This window comes from Litorerythrobacter xanthomarinus, from assembly GCF_046254955.1.
Taxonomy (GTDB): Bacteria; Pseudomonadota; Alphaproteobacteria; order Sphingomonadales; family Sphingomonadaceae; genus Qipengyuania_C.
The window spans coordinates 1202394-1218998 of the sequence record NZ_JBJXRG010000001.1 but is presented as its reverse complement, the minus strand read 5'-3'; the positions used below and the strand labels follow the sequence as shown (position 1 = coordinate 1218998).

Annotated in this window: 14 protein-coding genes; all 14 read right to left on the bottom strand. The window is 60.5% G+C overall.

Features of this window, described 5'->3' with window-relative positions; translation table 11 throughout:
- Positions 1–45 precede the first annotated feature (45 nt).
- Positions 46–831 carry a formate dehydrogenase accessory sulfurtransferase FdhD gene (gene fdhD / locus ACEWMW_RS06180; RefSeq protein ID WP_409413018.1) on the bottom strand — a complete coding sequence of 262 codons (786 nt, stop codon included), beginning with the start codon at positions 829–831 and terminating at the stop codon, positions 46–48.
- Positions 800–1084 carry a formate dehydrogenase subunit delta gene (locus ACEWMW_RS06175; protein WP_409413017.1) on the bottom strand — a complete coding sequence of 95 codons (285 nt, stop codon included), beginning with the start codon at positions 1082–1084 and terminating at the stop codon, positions 800–802. The genes fdhD and ACEWMW_RS06175 overlap by 32 nt, the downstream gene beginning before the upstream one ends.
- Positions 1081–3930 (bottom strand): formate dehydrogenase subunit alpha, encoded by a 2850-nt coding sequence (fdhF, locus tag ACEWMW_RS06170; RefSeq protein ID WP_409413016.1) that lies wholly within the window; start codon positions 3928–3930, stop codon positions 1081–1083. The genes ACEWMW_RS06175 and fdhF overlap by 4 nt, the downstream gene beginning before the upstream one ends.
- Positions 3927–4844 carry a homocysteine S-methyltransferase family protein gene (locus tag ACEWMW_RS06165; RefSeq protein WP_409413015.1) on the bottom strand — a complete coding sequence of 306 codons (918 nt, stop codon included), beginning with the start codon at positions 4842–4844 and terminating at the stop codon, positions 3927–3929. Before ACEWMW_RS06165 ends, fdhF begins: the two co-directional genes overlap by 4 nt.
- Positions 4841–6355, bottom strand: a complete 1515-nt coding sequence (locus ACEWMW_RS06160) for an NADH-ubiquinone oxidoreductase-F iron-sulfur binding region domain-containing protein (RefSeq protein ID WP_409413014.1) — start codon at positions 6353–6355, stop codon at positions 4841–4843. Before ACEWMW_RS06160 ends, ACEWMW_RS06165 begins: the two co-directional genes overlap by 4 nt.
- On the bottom strand, positions 6352–6777 hold the full coding sequence (locus ACEWMW_RS06155) for an NADH-quinone oxidoreductase subunit NuoE family protein (protein WP_409413013.1): 426 nt from the start codon (positions 6775–6777) through the stop codon (positions 6352–6354). The genes ACEWMW_RS06160 and ACEWMW_RS06155 overlap by 4 nt, the downstream gene beginning before the upstream one ends.
- A gap of 219 nt (positions 6778–6996) precedes the next feature.
- Positions 6997–7971: a LysR family transcriptional regulator gene (locus ACEWMW_RS06150; RefSeq protein WP_409413012.1), complete on the bottom strand. Its 975-nt coding sequence runs from the start codon at positions 7969–7971 to the stop codon at positions 6997–6999.
- A 40-nt stretch (positions 7972–8011) separates the two neighbouring features.
- Positions 8012–8521 (bottom strand): sarcosine oxidase subunit gamma, encoded by a 510-nt coding sequence (locus ACEWMW_RS06145; protein ID WP_409413011.1) that lies wholly within the window; start codon positions 8519–8521, stop codon positions 8012–8014.
- Entirely contained in the window at positions 8514–11471 is a 2958-nt protein-coding gene (locus tag ACEWMW_RS06140; protein ID WP_409413010.1) for a sarcosine oxidase subunit alpha family protein, read from the bottom strand. Before ACEWMW_RS06140 ends, ACEWMW_RS06145 begins: the two co-directional genes overlap by 8 nt.
- On the bottom strand, positions 11471–11731 hold the full coding sequence (locus ACEWMW_RS06135) for a sarcosine oxidase subunit delta (protein ID WP_409413009.1): 261 nt from the start codon (positions 11729–11731) through the stop codon (positions 11471–11473). Before ACEWMW_RS06135 ends, ACEWMW_RS06140 begins: the two co-directional genes overlap by 1 nt.
- Complete coding sequence (locus ACEWMW_RS06130; protein WP_409413008.1) at positions 11731–12990, bottom strand: sarcosine oxidase subunit beta family protein; 1260 nt, start codon at positions 12988–12990, stop codon at positions 11731–11733. Before ACEWMW_RS06130 ends, ACEWMW_RS06135 begins: the two co-directional genes overlap by 1 nt.
- A 97-nt stretch (positions 12991–13087) precedes the next feature.
- Positions 13088–13858: a DUF3726 domain-containing protein gene (locus tag ACEWMW_RS06125; protein WP_409413007.1), complete on the bottom strand. Its 771-nt coding sequence runs from the start codon at positions 13856–13858 to the stop codon at positions 13088–13090.
- Positions 13858–15567, bottom strand: a complete 1710-nt coding sequence (locus ACEWMW_RS06120; protein ID WP_409413006.1) for a hypothetical protein — start codon at positions 15565–15567, stop codon at positions 13858–13860. The genes ACEWMW_RS06125 and ACEWMW_RS06120 overlap by 1 nt, the downstream gene beginning before the upstream one ends.
- 21 nt (positions 15568–15588) lie before the next feature.
- Positions 15589–16593: a membrane dipeptidase gene (locus tag ACEWMW_RS06115; protein ID WP_409413005.1), complete on the bottom strand. Its 1005-nt coding sequence runs from the start codon at positions 16591–16593 to the stop codon at positions 15589–15591.
- Between the last annotated feature and the right edge of the window lie 12 nt (positions 16594–16605).

Genomic DNA, 16605 nt, shown 5'->3' with positions numbered 1-16605 from the left:
CGTACCCGGAATTGCCGGTCCTTGACGAACCCGTTCGTCATCTTCTCAACAGATTTGCAAGAAACTATCGTCACGCGCGAGACACACGAGGCTCAGCCCTGCGGCGCGCGCGCGATCTACAGCCATGGTGGTTGGTAGCGAGACAGTGACAAGGCGCGTTCCTCCCGCCTTAACTACCTTCTCGACGATTTCGTAAGAGCAACGGGCGGTCGAGATTACTATGCCCTCGGCAATGTCCGTCCCGTTTGCCGCCAGTGCGCCGATGAGCTTGTCGACCGCATTGTGCCTCCCAACATCCTCGCGCACTTCGATCACGTTGCCCTCGAGATCCGCAAAGCCAGCGCCGTGGGCAGCTCCCGTCTGCCGATTGAGTGTCTGGCGCTCGCGCATTGCGCTGGCGGCTGCAAATACGGCCTTTTCGCTTGCCGCATCATGGCGCGCGACTGCCGGTAGCGGCTTGGCGACAATCTCCAGGTTTTCAACACCGCACAGACCGCAGGAGCTTTCAGCGACCCGCATGCGCACACGCTCGGACAACTGCTCAATCCCCAGGCCGGACAATTGCGCACGGGCGATGACGCCCAGGTCGGTCTCGGCAATAGCGATGGAGTCAATCTCTCCGATATCTGCCGCCAGCCCTTCGGTCAGAGCAAAGCCACGCACGAAATCTTCCAGATCGGTCGGGGTTGCCATCATCACGGCATAGGAAAGGCCGTTGAATTCGAGCGCCACCGGGACCTCAGGCACCCATTCGCGCTCGACCGGGCGCGAGGTTCCATCGCGCAAGACTTCGCGCGCGTTATCCAGCATCCGAGTTATGAAGTCCGCCATGGGTGGAAAAATCCGTCGCCCGGGTCTGTGAGCCCGGATCGCCCTTTTCCTCCAGATGCGCAATGGCATCGGCCGCGATCGGATCAAGCCCTGCCCTGTCGCCTGCGAAGATCGCCGCCTTCATCCGCGGATCCCAGAAACTCTCGATATGATCCGCCGTCGCCAGCACCGCCTTGTCATGACCGATCGCCACGAAGTTCTTCGCGATCTGGTTAGCGTAGCGCGTCACTCTTTCGAGCTGGTCGTAGCTCACTCGGCCGGCTCCCGCTCGGCTACGATCCGGCGCGATTTCTCGGACCAGCTTTCATAACTTTCCTGCCAGTCGGTCGGGCCGTTGGACGGCATGACCTGCACTGCGGTGACCTTGTACTCGGGGCAGTTAGTGGCCCAGTCCGAATAATCGGTCGTCACGACATTGGCCTGCGTCGCGGGATGGTGGAAAGTGGTGTAAACCACACCCGGTGCGACACGGTCAGTCACTGTTACCCGCAAAGTTGTCTCACCGGTGCGGCTCGCGAGCTTGGCCCAGTCACCGTCTTTGAGGCCGCGGTTCTCCGCATCAACAGGATGCACTTCGAGCAAGTCTTCCTCATGCCACACCGTATTGGCGGTGCGGCGCGTTTGCGCGCCGACATTGTACTGGCTGAGAATGCGACCGGTCGTCAGCAGCAGCGGGAATCGCGGCCCGGTCTTCTCATCGGTTGGCACGTAATCGGTGACGACGAACAACCCCTTGCCGCGCACGAAGCCTTCCATATGCATGACCGGGGAACCGTCTGGATGTTTCTCGTTTACCGGCCATTGCACGCTGCCGCGTTCCTGCAACATCTCCCAGCCGACACCCGCAAAACTGCCGGTGAGGCGCGCAATCTCATCGAGGATCTCGCTCGGATGCGAATAGTCCCAGCCCGCGTCCATCGCATTCGCGAGCAATTGGGTGACTTGCCAGTCTTCGTAGCCATTGGCGGGCTCCATCACCTTGCGGACCGGCTGGATCCGCCGCTCGGCATTGGTGAAAGTGCCGTTCTTCTCAAGGAAGGTCGAGCCGGGCAGGAACACATGTGCGTAGTTTGCAGTCTCGTTGAGGAACAGATCGTGCACGATCACGCAGTCCATCGCCGACAGGCCGGCGGCGACATGCTTCGTATTCGGGTCCGATTGGAGAATATCCTCACCCTGAATGTAGATCGCCTTGAAGCTGCCATCGACCGCGGCATCAAGCATGTTGGGAATGCGCAGGCCCGGCTCGGGATCGAGCGATACGCCCCAGTCCTTTTCGAACAGTTCACGGGTCACGTTGTCCGATAGGTGGCGGTATCCAGGCAGTTCGTGCGGGAAGCTGCCCATATCGCAGGCGCCCTGCACATTGTTCTGACCGCGCAGCGGGTTCACACCCACGCCCTTGCGGCCGATATTGCCCGTCACCATTGCGAGGTTGGCAATCGCCATGACGGTGGAGGAACCCTGGCTATGCTCCGTCACGCCAAGCCCGTAGTAGATCGCGCCGTTGCCGCCGGTGGCATAGAGCCGCGCCGCGCCGCGCAATTCCTCCGCAGGAACGCGGGTCACGGGTTCGAGCATTTCAGGGGAGTGGCGCTCGTCCGAAACGAAACGCGCCCAATCCTCGTAAGCTTCAACATCGCAGCGCTCGCGGATGAAATCCTCGTTGGCGAGCCCTTCGGTAACGATGACATGCGCCATCGCAGTCAGCACGGCGACATTTGTCCCTGGCTGGAGCGGCAAGTGATGACTCGCCTCAACATGCGGCATGCGCACGAGGTCGATCCGGCGGGGATCAATCACGATGAGTTTGGCGCCTTCTCGCAGGCGTTTCTTCAGGCGGCTGGCGAAGACTGGATGCCCGTCTGTCGGGTTGGCCCCGATCACCAGCGCGACATCGGTGTGTTCGACGCTGTCGAAGTCCTGGGTGCCCGCGCTGGTCCCAAAGGTCGTCTTGAGGCCGTAACCGGTTGGCGAGTGGCAGACGCGTGCGCAGGTATCGACATTGTTCGCGCCAAACACGCTGCGAACCATCTTCTGGACCAAGAAGGTCTCTTCGTTTGTGCAGCGGCTCGAGGTGATGCCGCCCAGCGCGCGGGGGCCGTGCTCTGCCTTGATCGCGTTCAGGCGATCGGCGGTGAAGGCAATCGCCTCCTCCCAGCTCACTTCGCGCCAGGGCTGGTCGATTGTGTCGCGGATCATCGGCGACGTGATGCGGTCTTGGTGATTGGCATAACCCCACGCGAAGCGCCCCTTCACGCATGAGTGGCCGCGATTGGCCTTGCCATCTTTGTAAGGCACCATGCGAACGAGCTGCTCGCCGCGCATCTCTGCGCGGAAAGTGCAGCCAACCCCGCAATAGGCACAGGTTGTGACCACCGCGCGTTCCGGCTTGCCGATGTCCTTGACCGCCTTCTCCTGCAACGTCGCGGTGGGGCAGGCTTGGACGCACGCACCGCAGCTCACGCATTCGCTGGAGAGGAAATCATCGCCCGATTGGCCGGCGCTGATCTTCGAAGCAAAACCGCGCCCGTCCATGGTCAGGGCGAATGTCCCCTGCACTTCATCACAAGCGCGTACGCAGCGCGAACAGGCGATGCACTTGCTCGGATCGAAATCGAAATAGGGGTTGGAGGTATCAGCCGCTTCGCCGAGATGGTTCTCCCCCTCGTAACCGTAGCGGACATCGCGAAGCCCTACTTCGGCGGCAGTATCCTGCAGTTCGCAATCGTTGTTGGCGCTGCAGGTGAGGCAATCGAGCGGATGATCGGAGATATAGAGCTCCATCACGCCGCGGCGCAGCTTGGCGAGCCGGGCATTCTGGGTATGGACGACCATCCCCTCTTCCGCAGGTGTGGTGCAGCTGGCGGGCGTTCCGCGGCGTCCGTTGATCTCGACCAGGCACATGCGGCACGAACCAAAGCTCTTCACATTGTCGGTGGCGCACAGGCTCGGGATATCGCCGCCGCTTTCGCGCGCGGCGCGCATCACGCTGGTCCCTGCAGGAACTGTGACTTCGCGGCCATCGATCGTCAGCGTTATGTGTTGGTCCGACCGGCTGGCGGGAGTCCCAAAGTCTGCTTGGGGCTGAAAAGTCATGCTTGTACCCTCTCGTAACCGGCTTCGCGCGACGACCCGTCCGGCACCAAATCTAATCCAGCGGATAGAGCGCTGATATGCTCAGGCCCTACACCGCAACAGCCCCCTATGATCGAGGCTCCCGATGCGACCCACTGCCTGGCAAAAGCCAGATATCGCTGCGGGCCAAGATCTTCGCGCATATCGCTCAACCCTTCATTGGCTGGCAATTCCGGCTCGTACTGATCAAATCCATTAGCATAGACACCGATCTGAACTGCGGCTCCGCCCAGCGCTTCACGAGCCTGCCTTACCGCCAGGTCCATAACCTCGGGCGCGCTGCAATTGAATAATAGCGCATCGACGTCCAATTCGCGAGCTAACGTCGCAGCGGCAACAATGCTTTCTCCTGAACGTAGCTGGGCCGGGCCTTCATCGTCGAGCGTGAAGGACAACCATAGCGGTCGCTGATCTTCCGCGAGCAGGTCGCCGGCAATCCGCGCTTCTTCGAGGCAACTCAGAGTTTCGGCCAGCCAGATATCGACATAAGGACCTAGACCCTTGATCAGGATTGAGAGGATCTCGCGCGCCGCATCAGCATCAAACAATTCCGGCTGGTACGAGCCCATTGCCGGAGGTAGCGATCCTGCAACCTTTAGCCCATGCCGATCAGCTACTTGGCGGGCGCAGTCTCCGGCCAGATCTGCCAGTTCCTGCCCGCTCTCCGCAAAGTACTCGTCACCGATGTGAAAAGGGACGACGGCATAGCTGTTGGTGGTGAGCACCTGTGCGCCAGCTTCGGCGAACCGCTCATGCGCATGCGAGACAAATTCGGGTGCCTCGATCAGCGCCAGCGCCGACCATTCGGGCTGGCGAAACGGCGCTCCCAGCCGGTGCAATTCGCGTCCCATGCCGCCATCGAGGATCAGCGTCATGCTCCGAAGTCCTCGGGCCAATGCTTGAGCGCGCTCATGACTGGATATGGCGTGAAGCCGCCGAGCGCGCAAAGCGAGCCGTCTTTCATCACCTCGCACAGGTCGGTGAGGAGTTCGATCTCCTCCGCCTTTCCGCGCGGCGCCTTCACCGTGTTGTGCATCTGCGGAGCCAGTTCGAGCCGGTCCGGCTCGCGGCCTCCGGCCCTTATGCGGTCGACGATCTCGACACCGCGCACCGCGCCGATCCGGCAGGGCGTACACTTGCCGCAGCTTTCCGCCGCGCAGAACTCGAATGCGAACCGCGCCATAGCGCCCATATCGGCGCTGTCGTCGAAGACCGTGATCCCGCCGTGGCCGATCAACCCGTCAGCAGCAGCATAGGCTTCGTAATCGAAGGGCAAGTCGAACTGGGAGGGATGAATGTAGGCGCCCAGCGGCCCACCCACCTGGACGGCCTTGACCGGCCTTCCTGATGCGGTCCCACCGCCGATATCGTTGACCAATTCGCCCAGCGTGATCCCGAATGCAGTTTCGTAGAGCCCGCCATACCGGATGTTGCCGGCAAGTTGGATCGGCATGGTGCCCTTGCTGCGCGCGATGCCCAGCCCTTCGTAGAGCGCTACCCCGCCTTCGGCGAGGATATGCGGCACAGCTGCCAAGGTCAGTACGTTGTTGACGACCGTCGGTTTGCCGAAAGCACCCTCCAGAGCGGGCAGTGGCGGCTTGGCCCGAACTTCGCCGCGCTTGCCTTCCAAGCTGTTGAGAAGGCTTGTTTCTTCGCCGCAAACGTAGGCACCTGCCCCCACACGGACCTCGAGCGTAAACGGCGAGACGACCCGAGATGACAGGGAGATCGCCTCCTCCATTTTGGAGATGGCATCGGGATATTCGCTGCGCAGATAGATGAAACCATGGCCTGCGCCTACGGCCAGCCCTGCAATCGCCATGCCCTCGATCAGCGCGTAGGGATCGCCTTCCATCAGCATGCGATCGGCAAATGTCCCGCTGTCGCCTTCATCGGCGTTGCAAACGATGAACTTTTGCTCCGCTTCGGCCTTGGCGACTGTCTGCCATTTGATCCCGGCAGGGAAACCCGCACCGCCCCGTCCGCGCAAACCCGATTGGGTGACCTCTTCCAGCACTCGATCTGCACCAATTTCGCGGGCGCGGTTGAGGCCCGCCCAACCGCCTGTTGCCTCGTAGTCCTCAAGGTTGGTCGGACGGGTCTTGCCGGCGCGCGCAAATGTGAGACGCTGCTGCCCGGCGATGAAGGGATGATCCTCGATCCGGCCGACTGCCTTGTCCGAAGTCCCATCGAGGATCGCTGCGACGTCATCGGCAGAGGTCGGGCCAAAACCCTCACCATCAATCTCGACTAGCGGCTCGAGCCAATGCATGCCCCAGCTCGAAACCCGCTCTACGCTCGCGCCTGCCTGCTCGAAGGCTGCAGCAACAGCATCGGCGCCGCACGCCTTTGCCAGGCTGTCGTCAGAGATCCGCACCCGGCTCATACGGCTTCGATCAATTGCTTGATGCTCGCACGGTCAAGGCGGGAATGCATGGCATCGCCCACCCGCGCATTGGGTCCAACACTGCATAGGCCAAGGCAATAGACCGTTTGCAGCCGCACCCTTTTGCCAGCCGACGCTTCTGCCTCGGGCATCAGGGCCTCCACCCCGCGCGCCTTACAGGCCTCGGCGCGGCAGATCTGGACTTGCGGACGCTCGTCGGGTGCTTGCTCGAAATCATGATAGAAGCTGACCACCCCGTGGACTTCGGCTCGGCTCAGATTGAGCGCATCGGCCACCACGCGCTCGGCTTCCTCGCTGATACAGCCGAATTCGGCCTGCAAGTCATGCAAGATGGGCAAAAGCGATCCCTTGCGACCGGCGTGCGCCGAGCAAATCTCTTCGATGCGAGCAACTGTACTCAAGTCAGGTCCAATCGGTTGTCGCGCAGTGCGGCCAAGTTTCGTCTGGGAGAAGTGACGCAAACGGCGCAGAATGACAATGAATTGCAGTCGCGGCGCGAAACGCACCCTCTCGCTTCACTGGCCTGAATTTGTTAATTTATCTATTGCAACCAATCTCTTAGATATCTTGATCTGTGGTCGAGATGATCCAAGATTAGTCAAATCTAACCTGCTGATTACTCAGCCTGCTTTTGCTGGCTCCGACCACCTGACTTTTTGCTCGAGCCAGGGATAAGCTGCAAAAAGAGCTATCAGCCCTACATTCTGGATCGCGCCGCAAATCGACGTCGTTAGTTTTGCTGGAAGGTCGCCAAACTCACCCCGGCGCGCGATCAAGGTGAAGTACCGGCGGAACTGCGCCTGGCGCATCGGCTCGACCCTAAGACGGTCGAAAAGAGCCGGATGACTTGCAAGGCACAGGGGCGTAGTAATGCCCCAGCCCAGACCCTCGCTGATGGCAGTCAATTGCTGCGCCGTTGAATCGACTTCGACGGAATTCTTAAGTCTGCTACGCATGCGCGAAAGCTGGCTTTCAATGCGCATTCCGATCGCCGATTGCAGTGAATACCGGATGAAGGGCAGTTCGGGGATATCGCCGATCTGATCGATTTCTGCGGTGTAGTTAGCCGGGAAGGCGAGGACGAATTCCTCATCAAAGATCGGGAGCTGGTCAAAATTGCCGGTCCCATCCAGATCGAAACTGGCCGTCACCAAGATATCGATCTTGCGATTGAGGAAATCTTCCTGCTGGGTGAGTGATGTTCCTGAGCGGATCAACCATTGTCCGGCATTGCCACCGAGCTCGCGCAGCAATGGAACCGTTACGAGATTTGCCATGCTCTCGGCCATCGCGATGGTGACACTATTCATCGGCAGGTTGCCGATACCCCTGATTTCTGTCGCAAGCCGCTTGGCATCAGCGACCAATCGGGCTCCGTCATTTAGCAGGTAACGCCCGCTAGCCGTAAGCGTTAGCGGGCGAGTGGTACGATCAAACAGGCGGGTATCAAGCGCGCTCTCCAGCTTTGAGACGATTTGCGAGACCGCCGACTGCGTCATGCCCAGGTACTCGGCACTCTGCGTCATTCCGCCGAGCTCAGCCGTCAGCATGAACACCTCGAGCGAGTGGATGTCGAAGCCTATCGGAAGTTTCAAATCGTGCCCTCCCCGCGAGCGAGCGACTCTAGGCGAGCGATCAGGAAAACTCCATCGCTGCATCGAAAAGCCAGTGACAGAAGGAGTCGGCAAAGCTATTGTAAACGAGCAGGTCGAAGCTTGAACTTCCCCGCTTCAGTGCAGTCAGTCCGATGTCATGGATCGAAGACTGAAATAGCGAGCCTACGGGAAACCGCGTTTCGTCAAGATCGATCGCTACGCCCTTCATCAAGAGCTTTGCGGCCTGCTGCCCTTCCAACCGGAAAGCCTCGCGACTGTGATCAAGCTGGACCATCGAAATAAGTTCTGGATCGCACTGTTCCCGCACCCGCTCATACAATGTGCCGGCATCCGCCAGGATCAGATAGCGCCCCGGGCTGAGGCAGGCTGCGATCCGGCCATCACGCTCGATAAAACGATTTGGCTCAACCGGGATCTCGGATTGCAAGGCAGCCGAGAGCTGCTGCGCGCCGTCAGCTACCGTGCTCCGCCACATGTTCGCCATGAATACGGTTTCGAAGTCGGTCGCTTCGATGGTTACGTCAGCCATGCATCCGCTCCCCTTGGGGATCATAGAAAACCGGATCGACCAGCTTCACCGATTGGGTTTCGCCTCGCATGGGAAAGCAGGACAGCATCTCGCTCCCAATGCACGCCCGTCCCGCAGATACCAGCGCGAGAGCAATAAACTCATTGAGCGCAGGGCTGAATGTGGTCGAAGTGATATGGCCGAGCGCTCGGTCGGGCTGTGCCGGATCGACGATCTGGGATCCAGCCAGCAGCGCCCGCTTGCTGGATGAAACCAGGCCGACAAGCTGCAAGCGATCTTCCTGCTGTAGCCCTTCGCGGTCGAGCAGGACCGAGCCGACATAGGCCTTGTTGCGCGAGGCCATCTTGCCCAGCCCGATATCGTCGAGTGTCGTGCGCCCGTCGAGCTCTGGTCCGCTGATATGCCCCTTTTCGATACGGAGTGTTCCAAGTGCCTCGGTACCGTATGGAGTGATTGCGAATTCTTCGCCGGCAGCCATAATCGATTCCCAGACGCGCGTCCCTTCATTACTTCCGCAATAGACCTCGTAGGCCAGCTCGCCGGAGAAAGAGAGGCGTGCGACCATCACGTCGATACCAACGATCCTGCCCGTGCCCACTGCCATAGAGGGGAAGGCCTCGTTCTCGATATCGAGTCCATCGAGTACCTTCTCCAAAGTGCGTCGGGCCTTGGGTCCGGCCACTGCCATGGCTGCCCACTGATCGCTGACCGAAGTGACGTGCACTCGCAGCTCAGGCCATTCAACGGCTAGCAGGCGCTCCATTTCAGCAAGCACGCCGGCAGCTCGCGCGGTAGTAGTGGTGGTGAGGAAGCGATCCTCCGCCAGCCGCCAGGTGGTCCCGTCATCGTACAGGATCCCATCCTCTCTCAGCATCGCGCCATAGCGCGCCTTGCCAACCGGCACCTTGAGAAAGGGATTTGCGTAGATACGATTGAGGAACTCGGCCGCATCGGGGCCCTGCACGTCGATCTTTCCGAGTGTTGTTACGTCGACAATGCCGACGCTTTCGCGGACCGCGCGCGCTTCACGCACGTAAGCTTCGAACAAGGTTTCATCGGCGTGGATGCGATAGACGCGCGGACGGACCCATAGGCCGGCATCGATCATCTCTGCCCCGTTTGAGACGTGCCAGTCGTGCATTGGCGTACGGCGCAGCGGTTTGAAATCCTGCCCGACTTCGCGCCCCGCCAGCGCGCCCAGCGCTACAGGGGTATAGGGCGGGCGGAAACGCGTGGTGCCGACCTGGTCGGGCGCAAGGCCCTGCAGCCCTGCCATAAGCGCTATGGCATTGACGTTGGAGGTCTTGCCCTGATCCGCCGCCATACCGAGCGTGGTATAGCGCTTGACGTGCTCGATCGACCGGAAACCCTCGCGGTGGGCGAGCTCGATGTCCTTGACGGTCACATCGTGCTGCAGGTCGACGAAGCTTTTGCCGGGTGCTGCTATGCAAGCCGGTGCGCCGGGATTGGCTTGAACAGGGCCGCCGGTCACTTCCGGAGCTGTTGAGTTGTCCACGCCAGCCACGGAACTTCCGGCAGCATGGCCCGATGCAATGGCCGCCGCGAGGTCCATGGCTCCATTTGCCGCGCCTGCCGCGATCCAGTCCTGCAGGGGCTCACCGGGCAGGAAACCGTCGATCTCAGCGTCGTACACAGGAGGCGTGCCAGCCTGGCTGCACAGATTGACCATCGGAGTGAAGCCACCCGAGACGAGCAGCGCATCGCAATCGAGCCGGATCGTGCCCCCGGACTGCACCGCGCCATCTGCAAACGGCTCAATCTCGATCGAGCTGAGCTCCTGGAAACCGCGCGCGCGGCGGATCGCGTGGCCAGCAAGAACGCGAATGCCGAGCTGTTCGATCCCAGCTGCAGGCTCTGCAGTTGGATCGGGCCGCATGTCGACGAGGGTCGTAACATTCATGTCCATTCCGGCAAGTGCCCGCGCGACGGCATAAATGCTGTCGTTATTGCCGGTCACAACCACCTTACGGCCAACAGCCACACCATAACGATTGGCATAGCGCAATCCGGCCTGCGCCAGCATCACGCCGGGCTTGTCGTTGCCAGGAAAAACCAGAGGCCGCTCGACGCTGCCGGTGGCGATGACAACCTTGCCAGCGTAGATCTTGAGGTGCCGCAATCGCGGTTGCCCAGCCTCAGGCGCCGCGACGTGATCCGCCACGCGCTCCACCCCGCCCAGCACATTATCGTCGAAGTAGCCGTAGACTGTGGTTCGCGGCATGACGGTGACATTCGCCAGCGCGTCGAGAGCTGTGGCGGACCAGTCGTGCGGGGAAAGCCCATCGATCTTCCCGGTATCTTCCGGCAGAGATCCGCCGATCGACGCATTCTCGTCGACCAGCAACACCTTGCCTCCGGCAGACGCAGCAGCACGCGCGGCTGCAATGCCTGCCGCTCCGCCTCCGATCACCAGCACATCGGCGAACAGGTTCGCGCGCTCGTAGCGGTCCGGATCAGGCTCGGTGCCCGCAGCTCCCATGCCTGCTGCGCGCCGAATGAAGCGCTCACAGAAGTGCCAGAAGCGCTGCCCCGTGCCCATGAAGGTCTTGTAGTAGAACCCTGCAACAAACAGCGGGGCAGCAAGCTGGTTGACTGCCATCAGGTCGAAGCGCGGCGACGGCCATGCGTTCTGACTGCGCGCCTCAAGGCCATCATAAAGCTCGATCGCGGGCGCCTTCGCATTGGGCTCGGTCCGACCGCCGCTGCGCAATGTGACGAGCGCATTGGGCTCTTCGTGGCCCGCGCCAAAGATGCCGCGCGGGCGGTGGTACTTGAACGACCGGGCGACAACCGTTTGGCCGTTCGCAAGGAGACCCGAAGCCAGCGTATCTCCGGCGAAGCCCCCAAGCTCCTTGCCGTCGAAGGAGAAGCGCAAGGGCGCCTCGCGATCAATTCCGATCCCGCCGGTAGGGAGGCGATAGCCCGCCATCAGCCCCACTCTCCTTCAAGCGCGACCGACACAATCTTGTGCGAGAGCGTATCGCGTTCGACCCGCAAGATGGCACGGCAGCCAGCACTGTGCTGCCAATGCTCCTGATGCAGACCGCGCGGATTGTTACGCTGGAACACATATTGGTTCCATGCTTCCATATCGGTCGAGCCGTGCTCAGGCCGCTTGACGCTGGCATCGCCGAGATATCCAAACTCGCCATAGTCGCGCAGACCGCAGTAGGGACACTGGATACGCATCAGTGAAGCCTCGGATGGGGGCCCATGCCCTTTTCATCGAGCGCCCGCCCAGCCGCGAAACGATCCAGCGCGAAGGCTTGATTGAGATCGTGCGGGCGGTCCTGCGCAATGGTGTGGGCGAAGCACCATCCGGCCGCCGGGGTCGCTTTGAACCCGCCGTAACACCAACCGGCATTGAGATACATTCCCGGCAGGGGGCCGACATCGATGATCGGGCTCCCGTCCATCGACATGTCCATAATGCCGCCCCAGTTGCGTAGCAGGCGAAGACGCGAAAGGTTCGGAAGAAGCGTCACAGCAGCGGCGGCGACATGTTCGAAGACCGGCAGATTTCCGCGGCTAGCATAGCTGTTATAACCATCGATATCACCGCCGAAAACCAACCCTCCCTTGTCCGATTGCGAAATATAGAGATGGCCCGCCCCGAAGGTAACAACGGTATCGATTAGCGGCTTGAGCGGTTCCGAGACGAAGGCCTGGAGGACGTGAGATTCGATCGGCAGGCGCTCGATCCCCGCCCTCCTCATGACTTCGGATGTGCTGCCTGCGACCGAAACGCCGACTTTTGGCGCGCGGATATCACCCTGATTGGTTTCGACCCCGACGACCCGTCCACCCTCGCGTATGAACCCGGTGACCTCGCAATTCTGGATAATGTCGACTCCCAGCGCGTCCGCCGCGCGGGCATAGCCCCAGGCCACCGCATCGTGCCTGGCGGTGCCCCCGCGCGGCTGGCACAGCGCGCCGAGTATCGGAAAGCGCGTATCAGTCCCGATATCGATCGAGGGCACGCGGCGCTTGATCTCTTGCGGTGACAGCATTTCGGCGTCGATGCCTTCCATCCGCATGGCATTGCCGCGCCGCGCAAAGGCATCGATCTGCGCCGGGCTATGCGCCAGATTGATGACGCCGCGCTGTGAGAACATCACGTTGTAATTGAGATCGAGCGAGAGCCCTTCCCACAGCTTCATCGCGTGTTCGTAAAAGCGGCTGTTCTCCGGCAGCAGGTAATTCGAGCGGATAATGGTCGTGTTGCGACCGATATTGCCGCCGCCCAGCCAACCCTTCTCCAGCACAGCGACATTGTGAATACCGTGCAGTTTGGCGAGGTAATAGGCGGCCGCCAGACCATGCCCGCCGCCTCCGACGATGATCACGTCATAGGATGGCTTGGGCGTCGGCGCACGCCAGGCCCGTTCCCAGTGGTGGTGTCCGGTGGCTGCATTCTTAAGCAGTGAGAGGATCGAATAGCGCTGCATCGATCTGCGAAATTACGCGCCGCGCAGAAGATAAGATAGCCGATGAGGCCATCTAAGTCGTTCCATTAGAGCGCCTAATTCAGTCTTTTAGGAGGCCCTATTCACCCGCCCCGCGCCGAGAATCCTCAGTCGCTTCGACCAGTATGCGATCCGCTACAGCGTTGAGCGCTGCAAGATCGCTGACTGGGATCCCGTTGCGCAGACAATCAGCATTGCAGTCCGCGAGCTGGCCAGGCGTTATCGTCGGCTCAGGCCATTGCGGATCGAGAGAGTTCATCGCTTCTTGCAGGGCATGCTCGTTGGCTGCACAGACCACGTTTAGCGAGACTAGTGCGCCGCAATCCTTCGTTTCTTGAAAGCCCGAAAGCACCGGGAGAAACGCAGAGCTCGAAACATGTGCGTACCAACTGGTGCCGTTGCTTGGGTTTGTGATCCGCGCAGCTGCAAAACGACCCGCCAGCGCCATGCGATGCAGTTGCGGGATGATTGCCTGGCCCTCGCGCAGATTGGCAATTTTGACCCTGCAACTCTCCCGATCTGCGCAGCGTGCGACAAGCAAATCGGCAAGCACGTCTCCGAAACAAAGTAGGCTCGCGCCGCCTGCATCCAAATCGTTCACCACGCTGTCTGCAGAGCTTGCCTCAATCAGCAAACCGTCGGAAGGATGCTCTTCGTTATCGAGCCGGTTAAGGCAAGCACAAAGCAGATCGAACCCGCCTAGGCCATGGCACTCGAGCCAAGCGATCTGTTCCGCCATGGCTTCGTAGTCGCAGCTCTTGCCGAAAATAGCTTCGAAAACGCGCCGCAGTAGAGCAAGCAACTCGTTGCGAGAAAGGGCATGGCGCTCGTTCACACCCGAACCAGGCATCACGCGAACTGCGGTTTAACCGGGAAATACCATTCGTCTTGGCCAGGCCCGCCCAGCTCCTCGGGCAAAGGAGCACCCTGAAACATGGTGTTACGGACCCACAGTCGTGAACGGGGATCGAATTTTCCTACACCGAAGAACGAGAGCTTGCAGCGTAGCAAATGGATAGGAAGGACCTGCCCATCGAGCAGGTTTGCGCGGATTTCGCCATATCGTGTTTGCGCCATGGTCTGGATGCGCCGCAAAATGCGCCGGTGCTCAGGGTGCGCAATGACGAAGGCTGCTACGCTGGTCGAATCTGCTGCCGCAGGGAACCTAACCAGGTCCGTGTGGCACTGCTGCACGGCATAGGCGATGCCGAGCATCATCTCGCGGTCCTCACCCGGTTCCTGCCCGCGCACACCCAGTCGCGGCTCCATCTTTTCTTCGGATCGGTACCAGAATGTCGCACGTGCATCGTCTTGCTCGAAATCATAGGCCAGTGCCCAGTCATATCGATCCTCGATCACGCGGCGCAGTTCATCGAGCGGCATCTCCGGGACGAGGCGATAGTCTTCGTCCTCGCATAGCCGGTTTTCCAGATCATCGACCAGTTCGGGATGCAACTCCATCATGATCGAACTGGCAAGCTCGCGCGCCTCGGTTCCGACAGTATCTTCGGCGAGATCCATAATCTCCTGCCACGAAGAGGGCGGCGTGCCCGTCTCGATCCGCGAGAGGAGAAGTGTCAGCTCATGCCTTGTACGATCATTGATCGCGTTCTGGTCGAGATTGTCGGTGGCAATTTCCTCAAGGTGCTGGATCGCTTGGCGAGCGATCCCACAAAAACGCTCGAAACGCCTCTCGTCGAACACGCCATCGCGCAGCATCCGAGCGAGCGCTGTTTCACGCGCTTCGACCCAGCGATTGATCAGCAAGGGGTGGTTGATCAGGTAAGGGGCCATGCCCAGACCTGTCGCATTGCCGATCCCGATGTAACGTTTCAGCGCCGGATCAAGCGGCGCATGCCTGCCGCCGGTGCGGTGATGTGCTATGTGTTCGGCCTGGTCGAGGCTGAACTGCCGGATCAGGTAACACACCAGCATTTCCGCCATGAATGGGCGCGAAAAATCGGGATATTCGGAATGGACCTTGCGCCAATCGGCTAGACCGAACTTGCCGCTGCCGTACACCGCCGTTGTGCGATAAAGGTATCCGACCTTGGCCAGGATATCGACCGAAGGCTGCACGCCTTCACAAAGGCAATCAACGACATAGTCGAAGTTTCGAACGCTCTTGTTGGCGCGCGAGAGAACCAGACATGTCGCATCGACCCGGCCGTTCTCTTGCAGCGGCACATTGGCACGTAAACGCTCGAGCCGTACCGCATCGACCTCGCCCTCACAGAGCGTCGCCGTCATGTCCCAGTCTTCTGCGATCACGCGATCACTGCGGCTCTCGGGCTCAAGATGCTTGGCAAAGGCGACGAAGCTGAAGAGCTGCCTTGGGGTCCGGATTTTGTAGATTACGTGGCCGTGGCCCCGAGGGTCCAACCCGTGGTCGGCGCGCGCAATTTGCCAATTCTCGCGCCCGATCTTGCGGATAAGCGAGCGCATGAAGCTGAGCCGGTAGGGGTGCAGCGTACCCAGCCGCTCAAGGTCCATCACGACAGCTGGAGGCCGCAGGTTTAGGCCCTCATCGGCATCGGGTTCGCGCTGCCTATCGAGCATCACATCATATCCCAGCGCGGCTCAGGAGCTCGCACCAGCAGCCGGAACAAAGGCATCGCGGAAAAACTCAAGCCAGTTCAGCCCCATGACCTTGCGCACTTCGTGGTCAGAGAAACCCGTTTCGCGCAAACCGTCGGCGATGTTGATGAAATCACGGCTGTCTCGGAACCAGTCCGGCTGGCGCGGCCAATCAGCATTCGCAGCGCTGCCTTCGCCGTAATCGGGCTTGAAGGTCCACTTTCCGCTACGCATCCATTCCAACGTTTCGTAACCCCAGTTCTGGCACAGGTCCGAGCCGATACCGACTCGGTCGATGCCCATAATATCGCAGGCATCGTATACCATCTGGCAGAATTCCTCGCGCGTGCAATCTGAACCATTGCGGAGGTGGAAGGGATACAGGCTGACGCCGAGCATGCCGTCCGATTCCGCCAAGGCCTTGAGCACAGTGTCCGACTTGTTGCGCAGGGCATCGTGGAAGCTAGCGGGGTTTGCGTGGGTGATTGCAATCGGGCGCTGCGAGTACTCGATGGCCTGCAGGGTCGATTTCTCGGCGCTGTGCGACATGTCAATCAGCATGCCCACGCGGTTCATTTCCTTGATCACCTCACGTCCGAACCGGGTGATGCCGGCATCGTCATCTTCGTAGCAGCCGGTCGCAAGAAGGCTCTGGTTGTTGTAGCTGAGCTGCATGATCCGCACGCCCATACCGTGCAGCCGTTCGACATTGCGCAGATCATCCTCGACCGGTGAGCAATTCTGGAAACCGAGAATGATGCCTATTTTGCCAGCCGCGCGCGCCGCCTCAATATCGGCGGCTTCGCGCACTGGCATGACAAGATCGCCGCATTCGGCGAAATGACGCGCCCATTGCGCGATATTCGCTTCGGCCTCGGCGAAGTTTTCCCAATATGTGATCGTCACATGGATCGCGTCGAGGCCGCCAGCGCGCGCCTGCTCGAATAGCTCCCTGTTCCAGTTCACATACTGCAGGGCATCGATGATCAGCAGATCGTCCTTGGTCATATCCGCTCTATC